This is a genomic window from Halomicrobium zhouii (assembly GCF_900114435.1).
GTDB classification, from domain to species: Archaea; Halobacteriota; Halobacteria; order Halobacteriales; family Haloarculaceae; genus Halomicrobium; species Halomicrobium zhouii.
In genome coordinates this window covers 383,855-405,853 of the sequence record NZ_FOZK01000002.1, presented here as the reverse complement: position 1 = coordinate 405,853, position 21,999 = coordinate 383,855, and the positions used below count along the sequence as shown (strand labels likewise).

Below are 21,999 nucleotides of genomic sequence, written 5' to 3'. Positions count from 1 at the left end.
TGTCGATTCCGGCGGGTATATCACCGCTCCGCTGGCGGTTCACGCTCTGGGCGATTCGACTCCTTTCCCTGCCGAGTCAGCATCGACACGTGAAGCCGTCCCCGGAGGTACTGCTCTCCGAGCGGCGTCAGACGGTACTTCCCCCGCTCGACGCGTTCGACGAGGTCACGGTCCGCCAGGGCGGTCAGCCGGCGATTGACCGCCTCCCGGCTGCGGTCGATGTTCAGCGCGACGACGGCGGGCGTGAGAACGAGCTCCGAGGAGTGAAACAGTTCCAGGATGGCGTCGTCCATCGGCCGCATCCAGTCTGCCGGTGAACGGATCTGGGACGGGTCACACAGCAGCACGCGCGCCCACCCTTCGGTGCGGAGGTCGTTCCGGACGGGACTGTACAGTCCCAGCACGACGAGGAGCGCGCCGACGCCGTGGACCCAGTGGACCAGGGACGGGGCGAGCACCTCGGCGACCGGGCCGGCCACGACGAAGGTGACGACCCCGAAGACGGTGACGAGCATGAACCGGCGATAGCCCGTGACGGCAGATTCGGCGCGGAGCAGGTAGACGAGTTCGGCCCCGACGACGAGGCCGATCACGAGGTTGTACGCCTGGAACGCCGTGAGCGGCGCCATCGCTATCGGTCCGCCGTCCGGTCGCGCCGGAGGCGTCGGTGCTCGTGAACGACCAGCAGGAGCACGCCTGCGATAACGGTGTTGACGCCGCTCCGGAGCGCCTGCAGGACGAACGTCTCGGACCCGAGGGCGAGGAGCAACACGTGGTAGAACGTGATCACGGACGCGACGACCGAGAGGAGCGCGACGGCCCGACCGAAGGGGGACTCGCGGAAGAGCTGCCACGACAGCACTGCGAGGACGCCCGCGGCCGCGCCGGTGACGGTCGCGAAGGGAATCCCGAGGGCGTGGACGATGGTATCGGTCACGCGTCGACGTACGCGTCGCTCCTCTGTTAATCCACGGTCGGTGACAGGTCGTCGCGCTACCGCCGAACCGACTGACTGCACGTTCGCGGTCGCGCCGGGTCGGGCCCGGACCGGCCGAATAACCCGTGCCAAACTCGTCCGCGGACGTACGACGCCCGGCGCCCGGGATTTACGCCCGGATTAGACGGGCCGGTCCGGCCGCTCACTAGTTGTCCGGCCCGACTCCCGGCTCAATAACAATGCGGCTCGCGCCCCTTCGTCGAGACGGATTGCCCGTCGCTGGCGCCGTACCGATCCCCGCCGTAACCGCCGCCCGCACGACCCCGCACCGCGGAACGACTGACGAGAGGGACACAGACATGGACCGCTGGAAGACGATAGCGATCGGCACCGCTGCGCTGGTAACGATCCTCGTGGCGACGCAACCGCTGTACGTCGTCGCGCTGACCCTGTTCGACTACGGGGAGGCGCCGAACGGTTCGTACGCGACGGTACAGACGAAGGACGTGACCAGGTTCCCGGTCGCCGACCCGGCGCGACAGAGCGAACTCACGGCGCGGGCGGCGCGACCGCCCGGGTCGGGCCTGAACTACTCGACCGTCGTCAGGGTTCCGGGCGGTGACTGGCGGACCGCGCTGGCGGCCACGCACCTCCGCGCGAGCGACGACGCCGTCCTCCTCTACGGGGACGCGGCGCCGCCGGGGAGCGCGAACGGGACGAACGCCACGACGATCGACGCGGCGGCCGCCGGCGAGTCGCCCGCCGAGACGGCCGCCGCCCTCGCGACCCGCGGCGGCGGCGCCGACGATGTGAGCCCGAACAACGTCGTCGTGGTGAGTTCCGGGGCGCCCCGGTGGGCGCTGCCCGCCGCGGCCTGGAGCGCGTACTCCGGGGACCCGATCCTCTACGCGAACGACGACGGCGTCCCGGACGCGACCCGGCGAGCGATCGACGAACTCGGGGCGTCTCACGCCTACGTCCTCGCGCCGCCGTCGCTGATCGGCGACGACGCGCTGTCGAACCTCGGCGTCGAGTGGACCCGGGTCGCCGGCCAGACGCCCCAGTCCCACGCCGTCGAAGTCGCCGAGTTCCGCGACGAGTCCCGCGACTTCGGCTGGGGCATCCACGAGCGCGACAAGGTCGGCTACTACAACTTCGTGCTGGTGAACCCCGGCGAACCGGCCCACGCGGTCTCGGCGGCGAACCTCCAGTGGGGGAAGGCCGGCCCCGTCCTGCTGGTCCACGAGGACGGGAGCCTGCCGGCCGTCACCGAGAACTACGCCTGGCAGACCCAGCCGGCGTGGTTCTCGACGCCCGCGGAGGGACCGTTCAACCACGTGTTCGCCATGGGGACGACGGACGAGGTCTCCTGGGTCTCCCAGGGTCGGCTGGACTACGCGGTCGAGATCACGCAGTACCGTCACCAGGGGGCGGGGCTCAGTCCGCTCGAGGCCGTCGCGGCGGTGTGGGCGGGATTTAGCCTCCTCGGCACGACGTTCGTGTTCGCGCACGTGCGCCACCGCATTCCCGAGGCGAACAGCTGGACGAAGATGGTGTGGCCGCTGACGACGCTCCTGCTCGGCCCGTTCGGCTTCGCCCTCTACTGGCTCGCCTACCGGGGCAGGCAGGTCGTCGAGACGGAGGACGGCCCGCGCGTGCTCCGACCGTACTGGCTCCGGGCGGCCACGGCGACGGCGATGGGCGTCGGGTTCGCCGCGAGTACGATGATCGCGACGGCGTTCCTGCTCAACTACGTCGGCATCCCCATGGTCGTCCTCGACGGCCCGCTGTTCTGGCTGGGGAACGCCATGACGGTGCTCATCGTCCTCGTCTACGCCGTCGCCTTCCTCGTCTCGTGGCTAATCTTCCACGTCCCGATGCTCAGGGACTCCCGCGGGCTCGACACCGGCGAGGCGATCCGCGAGGGCGCGAAGCTCGTCGCGGTGAGCATGACGAGCGTCTCGATCGGCATGATGGGCGGCATGTGGGGACTGATGATGCTCAACCTCCCGATGATGCCCGGCGACGACAACATCCTCTGGTTCGGCGTGATGGTGTTCGCCACGCTCGTCGGGTTCGTCGTCGCGATGCCGGTCAACGGCCGGCTCGTCAGGCAGCGCCGCAAGCCGGGTGGTGCGCTGTGAGCGACCGGAGCCGTCGCGCGTTCCTGCGCGACCTGGCGGCCCTGCCGGTCGGGACCGGTGTCGCTGGCGCGGCGCTGGCAGCGACCGGGCGCCGCGAGAACCAGGCGGGTCCCGAGTCCGACGACTTCGGCGAGTGGACCGCCACGACGATGACTACTCGGCTCGCCGGTCGAAGCGACTACGAGACCGCGGCGGCGATTACCCAGACGGTCTACACCGCGATCAACGAGCACACCCGACCCGGGGCGGCGATCCTGATAAACGACAGCGAACTGGCGGCCGCGCTCCCCGGCGTCGCGGTGATCCACCACCCGATCGACGGCGCCGTCCTGCTGACGGAGCGCGACTCGCTGCCGGCCGCGACGCGCGCCGAGATCGAGCGGCTCCACCCGGAGGGCGTCACCGTCGACGGGAACGTCCAGGTGTACCTCGTCGGCGGCGAGCGCTACGTCTCCGCCGACGTCGAGCAGACCGTCCGGGACATGGGGCTGAAGACGAGCCGGATCGGTGGTGAGACGCCCGTCGAGGTCGCCGCCAACGGCGACCAGTACCTCAGCACCGTCCACGCGAACCACCGTGACACCGTCTTCGTCGCCGACCTCGACGACCTGCGGCGGGCGATCCCGGCCCAGTCCTGGAACGCCCACGGCGGCGACGGTTTCCTCTACGTCGACGGCGACCGGATCCCCCGACCGACGCGGCGACAGCTGGAAGCGCGTTTCGACGAGGCCTACGTGTACCTGCTGGGCGACGAAGACGCCATCGACGAGGGAGTGGCCCGCGACCTCGCGCAGTTCGGCCACGTCCAGCGGATCCCGAACGCCGGCGACCCCTACACGCTCAGCACCGCCTTCGCCGGGTACCGCGACGTCGGCCGGAACCAGGGGTGGGTGTTCGGCGAGTGGCCTCGCAAGATCGGCTGGGGGATCGCCGAGAGCGGGCACAACTTCATCTTCGCGAACCCCGAGCACTGGCGGATCGCCCTGCCGGCCTGCGTCGAGAGCCACCGCGGGAAACACGGGCCGATGCTCCTCGTCGAGCAGGGGTCGGTCCCCTCGAACGTCGAGCGGTACCTCTCGGACCTCACGCGCCCCCACGAGGCGGCGCCCTACGACCGCAAGTACAACCACGGCTGGGTCGTCGGCGACACCGACCAGATCGACCCACGGGTCCAGGCGCGACTCCACGCCCTGTTACAGGAGCCAGGTGGTGACGGATGAAGCGACTCGTCGCAACCTTCGCGGACGAAGCGGCGAGCCAGTCGGCCAGTGACGCCCTCCGGGAGGCGGACGTCGAGCCCGAGGAGCCAGCGTACGACAACCCCTTCTTCGACCCGACCACGACGATGCCCGAGGAACGAGGGCTCCGGTGGGGCGCCGCGGTCGGCGGCCTGGTCGGGGCGCTCCTGCTGCTCGGCCTGGAGGCGAACGTGTTCTGGGTCCCGCGGATCAGCCCGATCATGACCGCCGGCCCGTACGCGCTCGTCTTCCTCGGACTCGGTCTCGGCGTCGCCGTCGGCGGGTTCGTCGGGGGAGTCGTCGGAACGTTCCGCGAGGCGCCGTCCACCGACGACCCCCGGGTCGCCGTCACAGTCCCCGACCACCGGGTCGACGAGATAACCGCGCTGCTCCGCGACGAGGGGGCGACCGCCGTCGCGGGAACTGTCACACACCACGAACACCCCCAGCGCGAGCGGGCGACGGGCTCGGGGTGACCCTGCCCCCGCCCAGACAGCTATCGAACGATCGAACGATACCGTCAAAATCCCCGGACGAACGGGCCCACCGGTCCGCGAACGACGGTAGCCAGCCGTCGGTTCCGGGGGATCGGTGAAACCTCCGCGTCAGTCAGGCCGAGGCGTCGTACCCGGCGTCGTCGACGGCCGCGACGAGCGACCCGGTGTCGGCGTCGCCCTCGACCGTCGCCGTCTCGGCCTCGCGGTCGACGGAGACGTCGGTCACGCCGTCGACGCCCTCGAGCGCCTCCGCGACGGTCTGCTCGCAGTGTTCGCAGGACATCCCTTCGACGGTGATAGTTTCGCTCATACGAGTACAGGTAGGGACGCCCCGGCTTTGTGGGTTTCTCCTTCGATTCCGAAGCGATCGGAGACGGTAACTTTCGAAACTGAACTCCGACCGGACGATATATTGGCGCGCGGGCCCGAACGCCGTGTATGCGAGAGTTCGACGAGACGGACGTGGAGATCCTGCGGTACCTCGCCGAGGACGCCCGGCGGCCCTTCAGCGACATCGGCGACGCGGTCGGTCTGTCGGGGCCGGCGGTCTCGGACCGGGTGACCAGACTCCGGGAGGCGGGCGTCGTCGAGCGGTTCACCGTCGACGTCGACCGGTCGCAGCTACACGCCGGCGTCCCGGTGTTCGTCCAGGTCCGCGGCGCCGCCGACGTCGACGCGCTACGCGAGCGGGTCGGCGAGGCGAACGCCGTCGAGCACGTGTTCGTCACCGCCGACGGCGAGGTGTGGTTCTACGCCCGCGCACAGGTCGAGAACGTCCGCCAGTGGGTCGACGGGCTGCTCGGCGACGCCGGCGCCGACTACGCGGTGACGCTGATGGACGACGTCTCCTGGCACCCGTCGCTCGACGGCGCCGAGTTCGCGCTCACCTGCGCCGAGTGCGGCAACACCGTCGACAGCGAGGGCTCCTCGACGCGGGTCGACGGCCAGGTGTACCACTTCTGTTGCCCGTCGTGCCAGGGCCGGTTCGAGGACCGGTACGAACGCCTCGAAGAAGGCGCGTAGCACTTTGGATTCGAAATTCTGTAAGTGACTGGACTTTGGACGCGTGTCAGTAAAGGGGGTAAACGAGGGTCCCGTACAACTACACAATGAGTCGGCGGACCACACACCTGGCGATCCAGGGCATGAGCTGTGCGAACTGTTCGGCGACGATAACCGACACCGTCGAGGCTCTCGACGGGGTCAGCGAGGCGAACGTCAACTACGCCACCGACGAGGGATCGGTGACGTACGACCCCGACGTCGTCTCGCTCGCCGAGATATACGACGCCGTCGAGGACGCCGGCTACGAGCCCCAGCGGGCAACCATCTCCATCGCCATCTCGGACATGACGTGTGCCAACTGCGCCGAGACGAACGCGGTGGCACTCGAGAGCGTCCCGGGCGTCATCGACGCCGAGGTGAACTACGCGACCGACGAGGCCCAGGTCGCGTACAACCCCGAAGACGTCTCACGGGACGCGATGTACGACGCAATCGAGGACGCCGGCTACTCCCCCGTCCGGGAAGAGGCGGCCTCGGGCGAGTCCGACCAGGAACGGCGCGACGCCGCTCGCAACGAGGAGATCCGGCGCCAGCGCCGGCTGACGCTGTTCGGCGCGGCCCTGTCGGCGCCGTTCCTGGTCTTCCTCGCCGACAAGTTCCTGCTGGGCGGGACGCTCCTGCCCGAGACCGTCTTCGGGTTCGCCTTCGAGTGGGTCGGCTTCCTCCTCGCGACCCCAGTCCAGGTCGTGCTGGGGCGCCCGTTCTACGTGAACTCCTACAAGGCGCTCGTGAAGAACGGCCGGGCCAACATGGACGTCCTCATCGCGCTCGGCTCCTCGACGGCGTACGTCTACAGCGTCGCCGTCCTGCTCGGCCTGATCGCCGGCGAGACGTACTTCGACACCGCCGCGCTCATCCTGGTGTTCATCACGCTGGGCAACTACCTGGAGGCCCGCTCAAAGGGCCAGGCCGGCGACGCGCTCCGGAAGCTCCTGGAGATGGAGGCCGAGACGGCGACGCTCGTCGACGAGGACGGAACCGAACGCGAGGTTCCCCTCGAAGACGTCGCCGTCGGCGACCGGATGAAGGTCCGCCCCGGCGAACAGATTCCCACGGACGGCGTCGTCGTCGACGGCCAGTCCGCCGTCGACGAGTCGATGGTCACCGGCGAGTCCGTCCCTGTCGAGAAGACGGCGGGCGACGAGGTCGTCGGCTCGACCATCAACGAGAACGGCGTGCTCGTGGTCGAAGCGACGAAGGTCGGCGCCGACACCGCCCTCCAGCAGATCGTCGAGACGGTGAAGGCAGCCCAGTCCCGCCAGCCCGAGATCCAGAACCTCGCCGACCGCATCTCGGCGTACTTCGTCCCCGCGGTCATCGCGAACGCCCTCTTCTGGGGCGTCGTCTGGTTCCTCTTCCCCGAGACGCTCGCCGGCTTCGTCGACTGGCTCCCGCTGTGGGGCCAGGTCGCCGGCGGCCCCGCAGTGGCCGGTGGCACCGTCTCCGTCTTCGAGTTCGCCGTCGTCGTCTTCGCCTCCGCGGTCCTGATCGCCTGTCCCTGTGCGCTCGGGCTGGCGACGCCCGCTGCCACGATGGTCGGGACCACTATCGGCGCCCAGAACGGCGTCCTGTTCAAGGGCGGCGACGTCCTCGAACGCGCGAAGGACGTCGACACCGTCGTCTTCGACAAGACCGGGACGCTCACCGAGGGCGCGATGGAGCTGACCGACGTGGTCGCCGTCGACGGGGAGGGGAACGCAGTCACCGACGGCGGTGATGCCGTCGCCGACGGTGGTGCCGCGAGCGGTGAGAGCGGGACCTCGTCGGACCGACGGTCCGACGGCGGCGAATTAGCCACGCGAGAGCGGCTTTCCGGGGACGACGTCCTCCGGCTGGCGGCCGCTGCGGAGAGCGGTAGCGAACACCCCCTCGCGCGGGCCATCGTCGACGGCGCGGAGGAACGCGGGCTCGACGTCCCCGACGCCGAGGACTTCGAGAACGTCCCCGGCCACGGCATCCGTGCGACTGTCGAGGGCCGGGAAGTGCTCGTCGGCAACCGCAAGCTCCTGCGCGACGCGGGCGTCGACCCCACGCCCGCCGCCGAGACGATGGAGCGGCTGGAGAGCGAGGGGAAGACGGCGATGCTAGTCGCCGCGGACGGCGAGCTCGTCGGCGTCGTCGCCGACGCGGACACGGTCAAGGAGAACGCGAAGGACGCCGTCGCCGCACTCCAGGACCGCGGCACCGACGTGATGATGATCACCGGCGACAACGAACGGACGGCTCGCGCCGTCGCCGAACAGGTCGGCATCGACCCGGACAACGTCCGGGCGGAGGTCCTCCCCGAAGACAAGTCCGACGCCGTCGAGGCCATCCAGTCCGAGGGCCGGAAGGCGATGATGGTCGGCGACGGCGTCAACGACGCGCCAGCGCTCGCCGTCGCCCACGTCGGGACGGCCATCGGCAGCGGCACCGACGTCGCCATCGAGGCAGCCGACGTCACGCTCATGCGCGACGACCCGCAGGACGTCGTGAAGGCCATCCGCATCTCGGAGGCCACGCTCCAGAAGATCAAGCAGAACCTCGTCTGGGCGCTGGGATACAACACGACGCTCATCCCGCTGGCGTCGCTGGGCCTGCTCCAGCCGGTGCTGGCCGCGGCGGCGATGGCCGTCTCCTCGGTGTCGGTGCTGACGAACAGCCTGCTGTTCCGCAGGTACACGCCGGACCACGACTACGAACTGCTCGGCCGGTTCCGGTAGGATCGATCGCGTGGGGGACGACCAATCGGTCAACGTTGCCGGGACGGACACATCGGATGGTGATGCCGGCGGCGTCGCCGCTTCCACAACCTGCACTCGACCGACCCCGGCGATGCCGTCCGGTACGAGGTGAGAATCTGGGCCGGGGATCGCGTTCGATCGATTCAGAGGAAGTTCTCGCGGACGTACCGGTCGACGGCGTCGGTGTCTTCGAGTTGCTGGAGTGTCTCGAGCGCTCCCTCGATCGATGCGAGGTCCGCACTGGTGAAGTCGTCTTGCTGCGCGACGCGGCCGAGGCTGACGAGCAACTCGAACTTGCTGGCGCCGACGTCGAGTTCCATGACTTTCGTCACGACGTTCTCGTCGTCGGGCCCGTCGAGGCGGACGAAATCGGTCGGAACAGATCCGTGAAGCAATGCCGAAACCATGGCGTCACCCTCGGTTGCGTCGGCTGGAACGTCAACGAGCATCCGTTTCACGAACGCGGTGTCGTCACTCGGGTCGTCGTCGACGACGTTCCGGACGAAGGTATCGCCGTCGAGTCGGCGGAGGTCGCCGTTCTCGTCGACGCGGACCCGTACGAGGCGCAAGTCCTCGTTGGGAAACGCCCGTGAGATGTCCTCGCGGTGGACGCACACGTCGGCACCGTACTCGCCCGGGCCGAGCGCTGCAAACGGGTCGGCCAGACCACGCGAATCTGGGTTGTCCACCTCGTCACTGGCTCTCTCGTCTCCGAAGGCGGCGCGTTCCAGGTACTCGGCTTCGGTCGGGGGCTGCCACCCGCCGTCGGCCCAGGGGGCCTCAGACTCGACGACGACGGTCTGTCCGGTTGGGAGCGTCGCCGTGTACCACGGTGGCGAGTCGTACAACCCGTCCAGCCCACCGGACTGGTCGAGGACGTCCGCCGAGTAGATTCCAACGATCGGTGGCTGCTCGAGTGCGTCCCCGATGGGTCGACTCGTCGGCACGACTGCCATGGCCCGCCCCTCCGAGTCGAACACCGCCACGTACCCCGCAGCGACACTCGCTGCGAGCCGACAGATCAACTCGAAGAGGGCGTCCATCTCCCGCTGGTACGCCACCGCGTCGTCCACCGACGACGGATAGATCGCCGAACCCAGACCGAGACTGACGGCTGGTTCGTCGGGTCCACGTTCGTCGCTGTGGTTCACCTCCAGATTGATGGACCCCTGATCGTGGGGGACGATCACTGACTCCCGTTGCGTTTCGTGCCAGTCCTTCGCTACGAGACGCTCGACGTCGAAGCCCGCGGCCGAACAGGCGTCGATAACCGAAGCAACGACGTCGGCGTCTGGCTCGAGTTCGTAGAACGCGGCGATAGCAGTCCCGTCCCACATACTACCCCTCCAAGTCCCCGTACGTTGTAAACTCTACCGTCGCATCCGAATCCTGCTGGTGGACGCCGTTCCGTATCTCGCCGAGCATACCTTGTTCTCGCATGCGATCGAGGTACTCGTCGGTGGTCACGATGACGAGTTCGTCTTCACCGTCCGCGGCCTGCGTCATCAGTTTGTTCCTGAGATCCCTCGACTCCTGTCTGATGATGAAATCGCTTTTATCGCCGACGCTGAGGTGCTTGGACTCGATCGCGGGGGATTCGAGCGTCCTGCCTAACGGTGAGTTCCGAATCGACGTCGACGTCGACGTCACTCTTGGTGATCGGAGCGTCGTCCACGTCACGGATCGGTCGCTGCATCTCGATGTCCCCGGCCTCGATTCCGTTGTCACCGTCGAGTAACTTGTTCGCGACGTCGGTTTCGCCGGCTATCTCCTTGTACCCCTTCTCGTTTCCTTGGGTGTGGCGCATGACGTCCCTGATGCCATCGACGTCTCTCTGGTCGAGGGAATTCACTGCTTCCTGGACCTCCCCGGGACCGTTACTTCCCGGACCGGTGGTAACGTCCTCGGCCTCGTCGTACGCTTTGAGGAGATCCTTGGCCTCCTTGTCGTCCAGTCCGTCTGACTGCTTGGTGTACTCGTAGACGGAGCGAATCGTCCCGTGGCAGGGACTGTTACAGACGTCAGTCGACAGCAGGTCGACGCCATCGTCTCCGGTCTGTGCGATGACGTCGTCGGCGAACTCCGTCCCCTCGGCATTCCTATCGTCGTAGCGCTTGACGGCCGTCGACAGTTCGTCGGCATCGACATCGCCGCTATCGTACGCCGTGACGAACCGCCGTTGCGTCGCGGCGTCGTCCATCTCCACCAACGCGTCGGCCGCCCGACGGTCGGTCTCTGCCAGGTCGTCGAGCGCTTTGCGGCCACCAGGCCCCGCGTTGCGGAACAGGTCAGCACTCCTGCTCGCAGGAGCGTCGACGTCGGTGTCGCCGAGATACCGCTTCGTCTGGGGGTCGAGTTCGTCGAACTGCTCGGTGGCTTCGGTCCGCTTCGGGCCTGGCATCCGGTTGAGCTTCGCACTCAGTGTGCCGGTCCGGACGTTCGTATCTGGCAGCGCGTCGTCGACTTTGTCCGCCTCCCGCAGGACGTGTGGTTTCACCCCGTTCGGTACTCTGGACGGCGTCGCGGAGTCGGCGGCGTCGACGAGTCGCTGGAGCTTTCGCGACTTGGTCAGGCCCTTCTGGACGACGTTTGCTCTCGTTGGCTGGGGAAAACGAATCTGAGGCCGGTCAGTGGTACCGTTCGATCTTGCCGAGCGGGATCCCGAGGTGATCGGCCACGTCGAGACATGCATCGGTGGTGGACGAACACTGCTTGGGTGGTTCGCGAACGGCCAGGAACACACCACCGGAATCTAATTCCTGGACGTACCAGGCGGGCGCGGAGAGCACACGCTCGCGTCCGAGTTCCTCGACCGTTTCGGGGCGGAAGACGTTGTACTCGTAGAGTGGCGGCGTGGTCGTCGAGGCTAGTTCCTCGATCGAGTCATTTTCACCGATTGCGAGACCGCCTCGACGGCCGAATCCCCACTTCGGGCCGAGGACGTCGGCCGCCAGTGCGTGGATTTCGGCAAACTCGCGTCGATACTGTTCGACCTCTTCTTGATACGCCTCCTCGTCGGTGTCCTCGAGCGTGTAGATCCACGTCGTGAACCGAAGAAATGGGGTTGATTCGTAAGACGGGAATCCCACGCCCTGTTTTTCGAATCCGATCGAAATATCGTCCCACGTGGTCTCCAGTAAAACTTTGACTGTCGGGTATTCGGATGCGATCTGTGCGGCCCCGTCGTACTCCTCAGCGGTTTCGTTCCGTTCGTCTTCGTCGTCCCAGTAGACGACTTCGACCTCGTCAGACCGCGGTGGTCGGTCGAGGTGTGTGTTGATCCTGCTGAAGAGGGATTCGTACGTTTCGACGGATGGCTCTGTCTCAAGTAGATAGGCAATTTGTATCCAATCGTAGTCTTCCATGTTGTCCCTCGAGTTATCCCGTGATCACGGTACTCGTACTCTCATCAACTACTTCGATCGTGATATCGGCGTTGTTCCAATCACTGGATTGGGCAACCTTGGTTTCCCACTCTGTAATCTTCGCTTCGACCATGTCTGGGTCACCGATCTTGCTTGCGCGTATTTCGAGGGTATTACCGTCGAACGTCGCGTCCGGATGATCACGCATGGTCGTCAGCTTCTTCTCGAACTGATCATCAACCTCGGCTCTTCGATATCCGAACGAGGACTTCGATTCGATTATCCGGCCCGACTTCAGTTGGATATCCAGCTCGCCCTTGACCTGTTTCCCGTCTTTGAGTTCGAGGCTCATCCGCCGGATGTTCTCCGACCCGATTTCGTCGGCACGTCGAACTTCTCTGAGTGCTCCCTGGACGTTCCCCGGATCCCCAGCTTCGACGAAGTCATCGAAGGGACCACTATTCAGCCCATCGACCCCCTCCAGGTTGTCGGCGTGTTTGGCAAATTTGTCAACGTCGTCGGCATCAGCGTGACCCGCGTCGACCTTTCGCGCCGCTGCGGTTCGAAACCTGTCAGCCGAATCGATTTCGAGGTCGAGTACCCGCCGGAGTCCGTCGTCGTCGAGTTCGTCGACGAGTTTGACGCCAGCCCCGTCCGTCTCGGCGACGAGCTGCTTCGCACGTCGCTGCCGCGTACCGTCGAGGTCATCGACCTTCTCGACGGCCCTATCGAGTTGCGTGTACGAGTCGATGCTGTCGCCGTCGGCCGAGCGGGCAACGGCGCGACGGAACGACTGGTCGACGTCGCCGGAGCCGTCCATGAGGATACGGACGGTTTCCCCGTCGGCGTTGGCGAGCAAGTCGGCCCCGTCGTCGCCAATGGTGGCGATCACGTCGTCGGCATCCTCCGTGCCACTGGCGTCCAGTTCGTCGTACCGTTTGACCGCTGTCGACAGTCGGTCGAGACGTCCCCTTGCTCGTACGCCTCGACGAACCGCCGTTGCGTCGCGGCGTCGTCTATCTCCAGCAGCGCGTCGGCGGCCTCGCGGTCGGTGTCTGCGAGGTCGTTCAACGCGCGACGACCGTCTGGCCCGGCGTTGCGGAACAGGTCGGCCGATTTGCTCGCCGGATTGTCGACGTCGGTCTCGCCGAGATACCGCTTCGTCTGGGGGTCGAGTTCGTCGAACTGCTCGGTGACTTCGGTCCGCTTGGGCTCGGGCATCCGGTTGAGCTTCGCGCTCAGTGTGCCGGTCCGGACGTTCGTATCTGGCAGCGCGTCGTCCACCTTGCCAGCGCTGCGGAGAACGTGCGGTTTCACCCCGTTCGGTACTCTGGACGGCGTCGCGGAGTCGGCGGCGTCGACGAGGCGCTGGAGTTTGCGTGACTTGGTTAGGCCCTTCTGGACGACGCTGCCACCGCCCGAGGCCGCGGCCGGCGCGACCGTGCCGGTCGCGTACCCCAGCGACTACCCACGGCGAGCCACGCCGGTATCAGTCTCGGATCCGTGAGAGCGTCTCCCGTGCCGCGGTACGGACTGTCTCGTCCGCGTCGTCCTCGACGAGCGATTCCAGAACTTCGACCGTTTCACTTTCCAGTGGAAACTGAGTCGAGAGCCCCATCCCGGTAGAACACGAATTTTCGGCGGAAGCCGGGCAGGACGCCGAATCATCGTGAGAAAGGGGATCTACAGGAGTGCATCTTCGATCCAATCGTCGATGCCATCAACGTCGTCCAGGTCCTGGAGATTGTCGAGTGCGCGTTCCATTGTCGCCAGGTCGGCGTTGGTGAAGTCGGCTTGCTGGGCGACGCGGCCGAGCGAGACGAGCAGGTCGTGTTTGCTCGTGTCAACGTCGAGGTCCATCACCTTCGTTACGACGTTCTCGTCGTTGGGATCGTCGAGTCGAACGAACGACGGTGGAATTGCCCCGTGTAACAGCGAAGAAACCATCTGGTCGTCTCTCGTCGCGTCAGCAGGGAGGTCTGCGAGCATCCGTCCCACGATGTCGGCTGTCTCGCCAGCGGCATCGTCGACGACGTTGCGAACGAACGTGTCGACGTCGGTCCTGCGGAGGTCCCTGGCCTCGTCCACGTAAACGCGCTCGAGTCGAAGATCCTCGTCGACGAACTCACTCGCGATGTCGTCGCGGTGGACGCAGACGTCCGCGCCAAACTCGCCGCTTTCGAGTTCTGCGAACGGGTCTGTGAGCGGTGTCTGTTCGTCGGTGCCGGTGGCACGGTCACGGTCCGCCCCGTCGAGGAGATATCGATCGGCGGGCAGTTTTTCGTGATAACCTTCCCAGGGCGTCCGCGTCGTGATGACGAGGATACTACCGTTGTCTAACTCCTCGACCTTCCACGCCGGCGTTGCGAGGACGCGCTCCCTGCCCCCGAAGCGTTCGATCAGTGGTTCCGAGTAGACGCCGAGCCACGGGAGTCGCTCTATCTCGAACGGAGTTTCCAGCGGCAAGACGGCTTCCGGCGTCGGGGCGGTTTCCCCGTTCATCACCCACGTATTGTACGAGGAGACGTAGTACGGATCGATTTCCACGGTGAGTCGACGGATCGTCTCGACGAGGTCGCGAGCGAATCCAGTGTACTCCGTATCTAGACTCTCTTCGGCCGAAACGAGACCCTCAGCGTCGGTACTGATCGTGAGCACCGATCCGACCGGACCGCTCCAACTATCGATGTCGAAGTTCAACCGCACCTGTCTCGTATCGTCGTAGACCGTGACTCTATTTTCGTCGTCGACCGTGATCTCCCTCGGATTCAACGGCGTCTGTGTTTCGCTCGAAAGTCCCTGCTCCGCACAGATGGAGAGTGTGGGGTCGATCAGTTCCTCGCGATCCAGCCGCTCAGTCCTGTAGAACAACACGGAAAGCGTGCCTTCCATTCTCATGACCCTACTTCCTCGTAGCTTCTGAACTCGACACTGACGCCATCGAAGTTGTCCTCGACCATATCGGCCAGGTCAGTCGGTCTCTCGACAGCCTGTACCGATTCGGGGAATGCATTGGTGACGTCATCGCTGTATTCGGACTCTAGCTCACCTTCTCGCATCACGATGACGATTTCGTCTTGCCCACTCGCTGCGATGGTGTTTAGTTTCCGTCGCAGCTCGTCGAGTTTGTCGCCTACTGATCGATAGGCGCTGATGTCGTCGTACAGCGGCGTGAATTCGACGTTGTTTTTCGATTCGTACGCGGCCCCGTTCCTATCGTTGACGTCGATGTCGGTGGTTCCAGCTTTGAAGTCGTCTGAACGCGTCAGACCGTCGGGGATGTCCTCGTCGGCAATGTCGTCTGGATCGACGTCCCTTCGCATCTCCACGTCGGCGTCGTTCTGGTTCTCAACGACGCGCTTTGCGGTTTTGACCTCGCCAGCGAGGCCGGTGTATCCGTTTCGGTCTCCCGAGATGTCACCGATGGTGCCATCGAGCCCGTCGACCCCCTCGTCGGCGAGATACTCGAGATTGTTCTGTACCTGTTCTGGGTCCCCGCCAGGAACGTCGTCAGACACGCCGTCAGAGTCTTCGAACGCGTCGACGAGCTTTCGCTTTTCATCAGCGTCTAATTCGGAGCGACCGTCTGCGAAGTCGTCGACGGATTTGAGGAGACTGTCACACGGACTGTTGCAGACGTCGGTTTCCAGGAGTCTGATACCGTCATCTCCGGATCGCGACATCGACTGCTGAGCGAGCGCCCTCTCGTCGGCATCGAGACTGTCGTAGCGTTTGACGACCGTCGACAGTTCGTCGGTCGAGACCTCTCCTCGCTCGTGCGCCTTGACGAAATGTCGCTGAATATAGCGTCGTCCATCTCGACCGACGCGCCGCGGCGTCAGTTAACCGGTGTCGGTGGCCCAGCAGTCGGCCGTCTCTGTGTCGCGTCTTCGACGCAGTCCTCTGGGGTAGTTTCGTCACGAACCTCGTCGATTGCCGTCTCAAGTCGCGACTCGTAATCCGAGGCGAATACGTATGGATGCGCCGACTCCAGCATGGCCTCTAGATCCCAGCGCAATCGCAGTGCGGCAGACTCAAACGGAGGCAAACCATCGAGATTCTCCGGTTCTTCCAGCCGGTCCAACCATTCTAACATCACGAGTGCCTCGCTCTCGCTGAGATCGAGCGGAATCATTTGGTCATCGTCCATGGTATATCGTTTCCTTCAGATCCAGTGTATCTTGTGCGTATCAATCCGAACCAACTGACTTTAATTGAGATAGATCAGCAGCGAATTCCTCGCTGCGGTTAACTCAAGTCTCCGGTGGAATCAGGTGCTGTCTCCGGGATTTTCTCACTTCCACTCGAAGGTGAATTTTCCATCTGGATCCAGAATAACGTTGTTGCCGGTATCCGGGTTGTAGAGATGCGTAACGCCATCTCCCTTGCACGTACCTTCGATATGCCTCGTCTCGGGGTCCCAATACAGCTGAGATACCTACTTCGTTAGTTTCGTATCTTTGACTGCACCGGTATCTATGTCTACAATTGCCTGAACACCCATCCAATTATCTGCAACAAGTTCACCGTTGGTAATGTCAATCTCGACGTATGGTTTATCAGTCCTCTCGGAATCTAGTTCTTCGATTCGCCAACGGATTGAGCCATTCTGATCAAGCCCAATGACGTTGCGGTTATTCGTTTCTCCAGTCGGGATGTTCAACAGAACCACGATTATCCCGTTTAGCTGCACTAGATCATCAATACCGTACTCAAATTCGACAGTCTGATTCCCAATCTGAAGAGTATTCCCGCTCGCAGAAATTTCAGTCATAGCGGCAACTCCTTGGGGTTGGTGAAGGAACTTGCATCGAGTCGGTCGAGCAGCTCGAACTGTGTTGCACCCTGTCGGCCACCGAAGTTCGAAGCCACATCACCGGTTCTCACACTCGTCCCTTCAGGAACCTCCACGTCAGAGACAAATGTCGGCTCATTTGGTAGCGAATACTTCTCTTTGATTTCGGCAGGAGAGAGCCCCTCGATTTCACCTCGATCTCGGAACATCCAGGACCGAGCCTGATTCGAGTCTCCGTGGACACGGGCGAACCTCATCTTTTCCGTAGTTTCGAACTCGACTACAATACTTCCCTCGGTGTAGGGATCTTCGGTACTCGAATCGTAATCTCGATCATTAACGTCGCTGGCTTTTCTGTATCTTTCGACCCTGGACCCGTGTTCGATTTCTTCGACTCTGTCGATCGTTCTTCGGACACTGTCGCTATCTATATCCGATGAACCAGCGACACGAAGCCAAGAATCACCCGTCGTATCGTCTGCTGCTAGCCGACGGAACGTGTCTGCACGGTCACCGTCTAAATCATCGAATCGTCGAACTGCCCGGTCCAGTTGAGCGTAGGAATCGATCGCATTGCTGTCTGCTGCCCGAGCCACTGCCCGGCGGAAGGAATGGTCGACGTCACCGGAACCGTCCGCGAGGATACGGACAGTGTCGTCGTCGGCGTTGGCCAGCAACTTCGACCCGTCGTCACCGGTGGACGCAAGCAAATCGTCGGCTGCGTCTTTGCCGCTGGCGTCCAGTTCGTCGTACCGCCTCAATGCCGTCGAGAGTTCGTCGGCATCGACCTCATCATGCTGGTAGGCCTTGACGAACCGCCGTTGCGTCGCCGCGTCGTCCATCTCCAGCAGCGCGTCGGCGGCCTCACGGTCGGTGTCGGCGAGGTCGTTCAACGCGCGGCGTCCGTCGGGCCCGGCGTTGCGGAACAGGTCGGCCGATTTGCTCGCCGGATTGTCGACGTCGGTCTCGCCGAGATACCGCTTCGTCTGGGGGTCGAGTTCGTCGAACTGCTCGGTGACTTCGGTCCGCTTGGGCCCGGGCATCCGGTTGAGCTTCGCGCTCAGTGTGCCGGTCCGGACGTTCGTATCTGGCAGCGCGTCGTCGACTTTGCCCGCCTCCCGCAGGACGTGCGGCTTCACCCCGTTCGGGACGCGACTCGGCGTCGCGGAGTCGGCGGCGTCGACGAGTCGCTGGAGTTTTCGCGACTTGGTCAGGCCCTTCTGGACGACGCTGCCGCCGCCCGAGGCCGCTGCCGGCGCAACCGTCCCGGTTGCGTATCCCAGCGACCAGCCGCCACCGAAGGTGGTGTACTGCTCGTCACCCCGGTCGAACGGGTTGCGCGTCTCGTGCTGGGACTGGATCTGGTCGGCCATCAGCCCCGGGAGCTTCGTGATGATGGCCGGGTTGTCGAGGATCATCTGGCCCAGCTGGACCATCTGATCGACGAACTTCCCGGGGTTGGTCACCATCTCGACGATGCCGACGATACTCTCACCGAGCACCGTCGTCGTTCCCGAGGAGAAGCTCATCAGCCCGACGAACCCGGTCTCGCCCGCGTCGATCGGTATGGTGTCGTAGGCGCGCGCGGCCTGGCCGAACGTGTCCGGCCCCTTGATCGCCTGGCGCCGCTCGTTGCCGTGGACGTCGGTCGTCTCCACGTCGACCGTCGTCGGGCGGAACAGCCCGCTCGCCCCGGCGAAGATCGAATCGAAGAACCCGCGGTCGACGGTGATGTCGACGCCGCTGTAGGTCTCGGCGGTGGTGTCGACGGCCGTGATCTCCGTCTGTCGCTTACCCTTCTTGTAGAAGGCGACCGTCGTGAAGCCGCTCGGGTCGGAGACGCCCAGGGAGACCGTGTAGCTGGTCCGCTGGAAATTGTCTGCCTCGACGGAGTAGGGGTGGACGGCCGGCGCCTCGTGGTCGTGGATCGCCGGGTCGAGGTTCTCCGCGTACTCCTCGCCGTCCGGAATCCCGTCGGCGTCGGTGTCCGCGTCGTTGGGGTTCGTGCCGTCGCGGAACTCCGTGAAGTCGCCGACGCCGTCCTCGTCCGAATCCGCGACGAGCGGGTTCGAGGTGACGTTGATCTCGGTCAGGACGGCGTTCGCGTTCCGGTCGGAGTCCGCTTTCGCGCTCGCGTATCGCTCGGCCTGCCCTCGGTCGTGGGCGACGCCGATCGTCCAGCCCTCGTGTTCCTCGCGGTCGGTCAGTCCGTCGCCGTCCGTGTCGGTCTTCGTCGGGTTCGACCGGACGACCGGTTCGACGACGAGTTCGCCGTCTTCGACCGTTCGCGTGAACTGGACCTCCTCGCCGTCGGGGACGCCGTCACCGTCCGTGTCGGCGTCGTGGGGGTCGGTCGAGAACGTCTCCGCGGGCCCGTTCGGCATCGTCCAGGTCTGTTCTTCGATCGAGTCGGGGATGCCGTCGCCGTCGGAGTCGAACGTCGACTGACCGACGAGTTCCGCCCGGAGGTTGACGCCGTCGGCGCGGACCCTGACCGTCGCCGGCCCGTCCGCCAGCGAGGAGACGTTGACGGCTTCCTGGATAGTCCCGACGGTCCCGATGTTGAGATCTTCGGAGACGGTTTCGCCGTTCGCGCCGGTCACCTCGACGGTCGCCCCGGGCGCGACGTTCGTCTGCTCCGTCTGGTAGGCGACCACGACGCTGTCGGTCCCGTCGCTCAGGTCGTAGTCGAAGGCGGCGCTCCCCGAGTCGCCGTCGGTGTCGCTGGAACTGTTCGAACTGGGCGCCTCGGGGACGTGGACGGTGACTGGTTCCTCCTGGTCCAGCGAGACGTTGCGTGGGTCGGTCGCCCGACCGGTGAGTACCTGCCACACCTCGAGTGTCCCCGGGTCGAGTGGCGACACCTCGGCGGCGTCGTTGAACGCCGGGTCGATGGTAACGCTCTCGTTCGTGAGCCCACCGCGGAACGCACCGCCGTCGGTCCGTTTGACGTTCCAGTGCCAGTTGGCGTGGGTATCGCTGACGAAGTCGTTCGGGTCGTCCTTCGTCACCCAGCTGCCCTGGCCCAGGGGCAGGCCGTCGAAGCGCATCGTGACGGCGCCGCCGGAGCCGTCACTCGGTTCGTCGTGCAGGAGCACGAGACTGAGCCCCTCCGGCCCCGACCAGAAGAACAGCTGACTCTTGTCGCTCTCGAAGATGGGGAGCGGCGAGTTGATCTGTGAGTTGCCGTAGTCGTAGAACTCCTCGATCCGCTCGCCGTTGCTCAGGGGGACGACCTCGAAACTGCGGTCGCCCTGTTCGACCGTGATCTTCTGTGCGGTCGGCTCCCCGCCGAGGATGAGCGTCGACTCGTTCTGGACGTCGCACGCCTCGCTGCACGTGACGTTGCGCGTCCCGTTGAGCGAGATGGGCCGGGTGGTCTCGTCGAGCGTGACCGCACCGGTCCACTTCTCGGTGTCCAGCACGGTGAAGTAAGAGAACGACTCCACTGTCGCACTCGCCGTCCCGTTCTCGATGGTCGTCTCGACGGGCGACCAGGTGTCGTTCGCCGACCCGTTCCACTTGTAGACGGAGAGGTTCTCTGACGCCGAATCCGGAATCGCGCTATCGACCGGGAGGGTGACCGTCGCGTTCTCGAAGTCGGTCCGGTTGACGACGTGGACCGTGGGCCCGGCGCTGGCCGACTGGTCCGCGAAGTACGTGGGCTTCGGCTCGACCGTGACGTCGTCCGCGAGAGACCCGCTCCCGCGCATGGTCACCGTCGCGCCCGTCTCGTTCTCCGTCGCCGTCGTCTCGAAGGTCTCCTCGCCGTCGAGCGTCCCGTCACCGTCGGTGTCCTCGTCCAGCGGGTCGGTCCCGAGGGCGAGTTCCTCGGCGTCGTTCAGGCCGTCGTCGTCCGTGTCCGCCTTCGTCGGATCGGTGCCGAGGTCGACCTCGCGGCCGTCCTCGAGTCCGTCCCTGTCCGTGTCGTTGTGGTCGACGAGGGTTCCGTGGGCGTCCTCGCCGGCGTTGTCCAGCCCGTCGTCGTCCAGGTCGCCGGCGCCGTCTTCGACCCCGTCGTCGTTCGTGTCGGCAGCGAGCGGGTCGAACGCCTCGTGACGGTGTTCGAAGCCGTCGCTCAGCCCGTCACCGTCCGTGTCCGCGACGAAAGGATCGGTTCCGATCGTGTACTCGCGATAGGCACCGAGCGTGTCGTTGTCGAAGTCCTCCATCCCGTCGATGACGCCGTTGTCGGCGGCGTCGTAGGCGACCTCGCTGGAGTCGCTGTCGTTGTTGGTCGGGTCGGTGCCCGTAACGTTACGCTCGTAGTGGTCCGGGAGCCCGTCGTTGTCCCGGTCGTTGTCCAGGTAGTCGGGCATCCCGTCGCCGTCGGTGTCGTTCGTCCCCTCGACGCCGTCGGGCGTCCCGTCGCCGTCGGCGTCGGTGTCGCGCCAGTTGACCGTCCCGTCGAAATCGACGTCGTGCGTGAAGTTCGCCCCGTCGAGGGCCTCGACACGGGTCGGGATTCCGTCACCGTCGTCGTCGGGGTCCCGGTAGTCGGGTGTCCCGTCGCCGTCGGTGTCGTTCGTCCCCTCCCGGAGGTCGGGGATCCGGTCCCCGTCGCTATCGTCGTCGCGTGCGTCGATGATTCCGTCACCGTCGGTGTCGACCGGGTCGCCGCCGTTCGTCTCCGTCCAGTCGTCGATGCCGTCGTCGTCCGTGTCGGCGGCGAAGGCGTTCGTCCCGAGTTCGATCTCCGCCTCGTTGCTCAGCCCGTCGCCGTCGGCGTCGTCGCTCGCCGGATCGATCGCGTGCACGTAGAGCCACTGAACGTCGCTGACGTCCGTGCGCCCGTCGCCAGTGAAGTCGTAGCTGGCGGCGTTCCGCTGGACGGCAGGCGACGACAGGTGCGCGAGTAGCGCCTGGCTGTCGACGACGTCGAACGTGCCGTCGCCGTTGACGTCCTCGTAGTTCCCGTCGCCGTCGGGGTCCGTCGGCTGTGCCGACCCAACGACGCTGTCGGTCGGACTGTTCCCGGCACCCGCTCCGGGACCCGCGTTCCCCGCCGAGCCAGGGGTGACCGTCCCGTCTGTCGTCGCGTCGTTGCCCGCTGCCAGCGCCCCACCGGGGACCCCCGCCACGACGGCGCTGGTCACCAGCAACGCGGCCAGCACCAGCGCGAGCACCGGTTGTCGTCGTTCACTCACTAGTTCCACCCGTCCCTGACCCCGTTCTCTCACACCCATCTACTGACACCAGTTGAACCAATCCTCGAAACACGTGTATTTAACAATA

General features: G+C 65.3%; 19 protein-coding genes. 5 read left to right on the top strand and 14 right to left on the bottom strand.

Annotation, left to right across the window (positions count from 1 at the left end):
- Positions 1 to 20: 20 nt before the first annotated feature.
- Both BM337_RS09250 and BM337_RS09245 read right to left on the bottom strand, forming a co-directional pair.
- Positions 21 to 629: a hypothetical protein gene (locus BM337_RS09250; RefSeq protein WP_089816213.1), complete on the bottom strand. Its 609-nt coding sequence runs from the start codon at positions 627 to 629 to the stop codon at positions 21 to 23.
- Between the two features lie 2 nt (positions 630 to 631).
- Entirely contained in the window at positions 632 to 937 is a 306-nt protein-coding gene (locus BM337_RS09245; RefSeq protein ID WP_089816211.1) for a hypothetical protein, read from the bottom strand.
- 359 nt (positions 938 to 1,296) lie between these two features.
- Here BM337_RS09245 and BM337_RS09240 point away from each other — a divergent pair, with 359 nt between their 5' ends.
- Genes BM337_RS09240 through BM337_RS09230 form a run of 3 tightly spaced genes read left to right on the top strand, consistent with a single transcriptional unit; the run spans position 1,297 to position 4,795 of the window.
- Positions 1,297 to 3,081: a DUF4396 domain-containing protein gene (locus BM337_RS09240; protein ID WP_143117685.1), complete on the top strand. Its 1,785-nt coding sequence runs from the start codon at positions 1,297 to 1,299 to the stop codon at positions 3,079 to 3,081.
- Positions 3,078 to 4,301 carry a cell wall-binding repeat-containing protein gene (locus tag BM337_RS09235; RefSeq protein WP_089816208.1) on the top strand — a complete coding sequence of 408 codons (1,224 nt, stop codon included), beginning with the start codon at positions 3,078 to 3,080 and terminating at the stop codon, positions 4,299 to 4,301. The genes BM337_RS09240 and BM337_RS09235 overlap by 4 nt, the downstream gene beginning before the upstream one ends.
- Positions 4,298 to 4,795, top strand: a complete 498-nt coding sequence (locus tag BM337_RS09230) for a hypothetical protein (protein WP_089816207.1) — start codon at positions 4,298 to 4,300, stop codon at positions 4,793 to 4,795. The genes BM337_RS09235 and BM337_RS09230 overlap by 4 nt, the downstream gene beginning before the upstream one ends.
- Positions 4,796 to 4,928: 133 nt before the next feature.
- Here the strand turns inward: BM337_RS09230 and BM337_RS09225 are convergent, their stop codons facing one another.
- Positions 4,929 to 5,126, bottom strand: coding sequence for a heavy-metal-associated domain-containing protein (locus tag BM337_RS09225; RefSeq protein WP_089816205.1), 198 nt, complete (start codon positions 5,124 to 5,126; stop codon positions 4,929 to 4,931).
- Between the two features lie 128 nt (positions 5,127 to 5,254).
- Here BM337_RS09225 and BM337_RS09220 point away from each other — a divergent pair, with 128 nt between their 5' ends.
- Both BM337_RS09220 and BM337_RS09215 read left to right on the top strand, forming a co-directional pair.
- Positions 5,255 to 5,839, top strand: coding sequence for an AsnC family transcriptional regulator (locus BM337_RS09220; RefSeq protein WP_089816203.1), 585 nt, complete (start codon positions 5,255 to 5,257; stop codon positions 5,837 to 5,839).
- A gap of 86 nt (positions 5,840 to 5,925) precedes the next feature.
- Positions 5,926 to 8,583, top strand: a complete 2,658-nt coding sequence (locus tag BM337_RS09215; protein ID WP_089816201.1) for a heavy metal translocating P-type ATPase — start codon at positions 5,926 to 5,928, stop codon at positions 8,581 to 8,583.
- A 164-nt stretch (positions 8,584 to 8,747) separates the two neighbouring features.
- Here BM337_RS09215 and BM337_RS21595 read toward each other — a convergent pair whose 3' ends face one another.
- From BM337_RS21595 to BM337_RS21090, 11 genes are all read right to left on the bottom strand, one after another.
- Positions 8,748 to 9,941, bottom strand: coding sequence for a hypothetical protein (locus tag BM337_RS21595; protein WP_245778639.1), 1,194 nt, complete (start codon positions 9,939 to 9,941; stop codon positions 8,748 to 8,750).
- 1 nt (position 9,942) lies between these two features.
- A complete protein-coding gene (locus BM337_RS21095) occupies positions 9,943 to 10,110 on the bottom strand; it encodes a hypothetical protein (RefSeq protein ID WP_177227382.1) in 168 nt (55 codons plus the stop codon).
- A 49-nt stretch (positions 10,111 to 10,159) separates the two neighbouring features.
- On the bottom strand, positions 10,160 to 11,101 hold the full coding sequence (locus tag BM337_RS09205) for a hypothetical protein (RefSeq protein ID WP_089816199.1): 942 nt from the start codon (positions 11,099 to 11,101) through the stop codon (positions 10,160 to 10,162).
- Between the two features lie 130 nt (positions 11,102 to 11,231).
- Positions 11,232 to 11,969 (bottom strand): hypothetical protein, encoded by a 738-nt coding sequence (locus BM337_RS21590; RefSeq protein WP_245778638.1) that lies wholly within the window; start codon positions 11,967 to 11,969, stop codon positions 11,232 to 11,234.
- Positions 11,970 to 11,982: 13 nt separating this feature from the next.
- Complete coding sequence (locus BM337_RS09195; RefSeq protein WP_089816197.1) at positions 11,983 to 12,861, bottom strand: hypothetical protein; 879 nt, start codon at positions 12,859 to 12,861, stop codon at positions 11,983 to 11,985.
- Positions 12,858 to 13,253, bottom strand: a complete 396-nt coding sequence (locus tag BM337_RS09190) for a hypothetical protein (protein WP_089816195.1) — start codon at positions 13,251 to 13,253, stop codon at positions 12,858 to 12,860. The genes BM337_RS09195 and BM337_RS09190 overlap by 4 nt, the downstream gene beginning before the upstream one ends.
- A gap of 399 nt (positions 13,254 to 13,652) precedes the next feature.
- Complete coding sequence (locus tag BM337_RS09185) at positions 13,653 to 14,867, bottom strand: hypothetical protein (RefSeq protein WP_218155547.1); 1,215 nt, start codon at positions 14,865 to 14,867, stop codon at positions 13,653 to 13,655.
- The gene (locus tag BM337_RS09180; protein ID WP_177227380.1) at positions 14,864 to 15,487 is read right to left on the bottom strand and encodes a hypothetical protein; all 624 of its coding nucleotides are present in this window, start codon (positions 15,485 to 15,487) and stop codon (positions 14,864 to 14,866) included. The genes BM337_RS09185 and BM337_RS09180 overlap by 4 nt, the downstream gene beginning before the upstream one ends.
- Before the next feature lie 320 nt (positions 15,488 to 15,807).
- Entirely contained in the window at positions 15,808 to 16,119 is a 312-nt protein-coding gene (locus tag BM337_RS09175) for a hypothetical protein (RefSeq protein WP_177227378.1), read from the bottom strand.
- A 288-nt stretch (positions 16,120 to 16,407) separates the two neighbouring features.
- Complete coding sequence (locus BM337_RS20565; protein ID WP_143117684.1) at positions 16,408 to 16,743, bottom strand: DUF7957 family protein; 336 nt, start codon at positions 16,741 to 16,743, stop codon at positions 16,408 to 16,410.
- The gene (locus tag BM337_RS21090) at positions 16,740 to 21,911 is read right to left on the bottom strand and encodes a hypothetical protein (RefSeq protein WP_177227376.1); all 5,172 of its coding nucleotides are present in this window, start codon (positions 21,909 to 21,911) and stop codon (positions 16,740 to 16,742) included. Before BM337_RS21090 ends, BM337_RS20565 begins: the two co-directional genes overlap by 4 nt.
- Between the last annotated feature and the right edge of the window lie 88 nt (positions 21,912 to 21,999).

What these genes read in the sequence shown, in the direction of transcription:
- BM337_RS09215 (WP_089816201.1), top strand. Translation starts at nt 5,926, where the DNA reads ATGAGTCGGCGGACCACACACCTGGCGATCCAGGGCATGAGCTGTGCG.
- BM337_RS21095 (WP_177227382.1), bottom strand. Translation starts at nt 10,110, where the DNA reads ATGACGCAGGCCGCGGACGGTGAAGACGAACTCGTCATCGTGACCACC.
- BM337_RS09240 (WP_143117685.1), top strand. Translation starts at nt 1,297, where the DNA reads ATGGACCGCTGGAAGACGATAGCGATCGGCACCGCTGCGCTGGTAACG.
- BM337_RS09230 (WP_089816207.1), top strand. Translation starts at nt 4,298, where the DNA reads ATGAAGCGACTCGTCGCAACCTTCGCGGACGAAGCGGCGAGCCAGTCG.
- BM337_RS09225 (WP_089816205.1), bottom strand. Translation starts at nt 5,126, where the DNA reads ATGAGCGAAACTATCACCGTCGAAGGGATGTCCTGCGAACACTGCGAG.
- BM337_RS20565 (WP_143117684.1), bottom strand. Translation starts at nt 16,743, where the DNA reads ATGACTGAAATTTCTGCGAGCGGGAATACTCTTCAGATTGGGAATCAG.
- BM337_RS09175 (WP_177227378.1), bottom strand. Translation starts at nt 16,119, where the DNA reads ATGGACGATGACCAAATGATTCCGCTCGATCTCAGCGAGAGCGAGGCA.
- BM337_RS21590 (WP_245778638.1), bottom strand. Translation starts at nt 11,969, where the DNA reads ATGGAAGACTACGATTGGATACAAATTGCCTATCTACTTGAGACAGAG.
- BM337_RS21595 (WP_245778639.1), bottom strand. Translation starts at nt 9,941, where the DNA reads ATGTGGGACGGGACTGCTATCGCCGCGTTCTACGAACTCGAGCCAGAC.
- BM337_RS09220 (WP_089816203.1), top strand. Translation starts at nt 5,255, where the DNA reads ATGCGAGAGTTCGACGAGACGGACGTGGAGATCCTGCGGTACCTCGCC.
- BM337_RS09185 (WP_218155547.1), bottom strand. Translation starts at nt 14,867, where the DNA reads ATGAGAATGGAAGGCACGCTTTCCGTGTTGTTCTACAGGACTGAGCGG.
- BM337_RS09250 (WP_089816213.1), bottom strand. Translation starts at nt 629, where the DNA reads ATGGCGCCGCTCACGGCGTTCCAGGCGTACAACCTCGTGATCGGCCTC.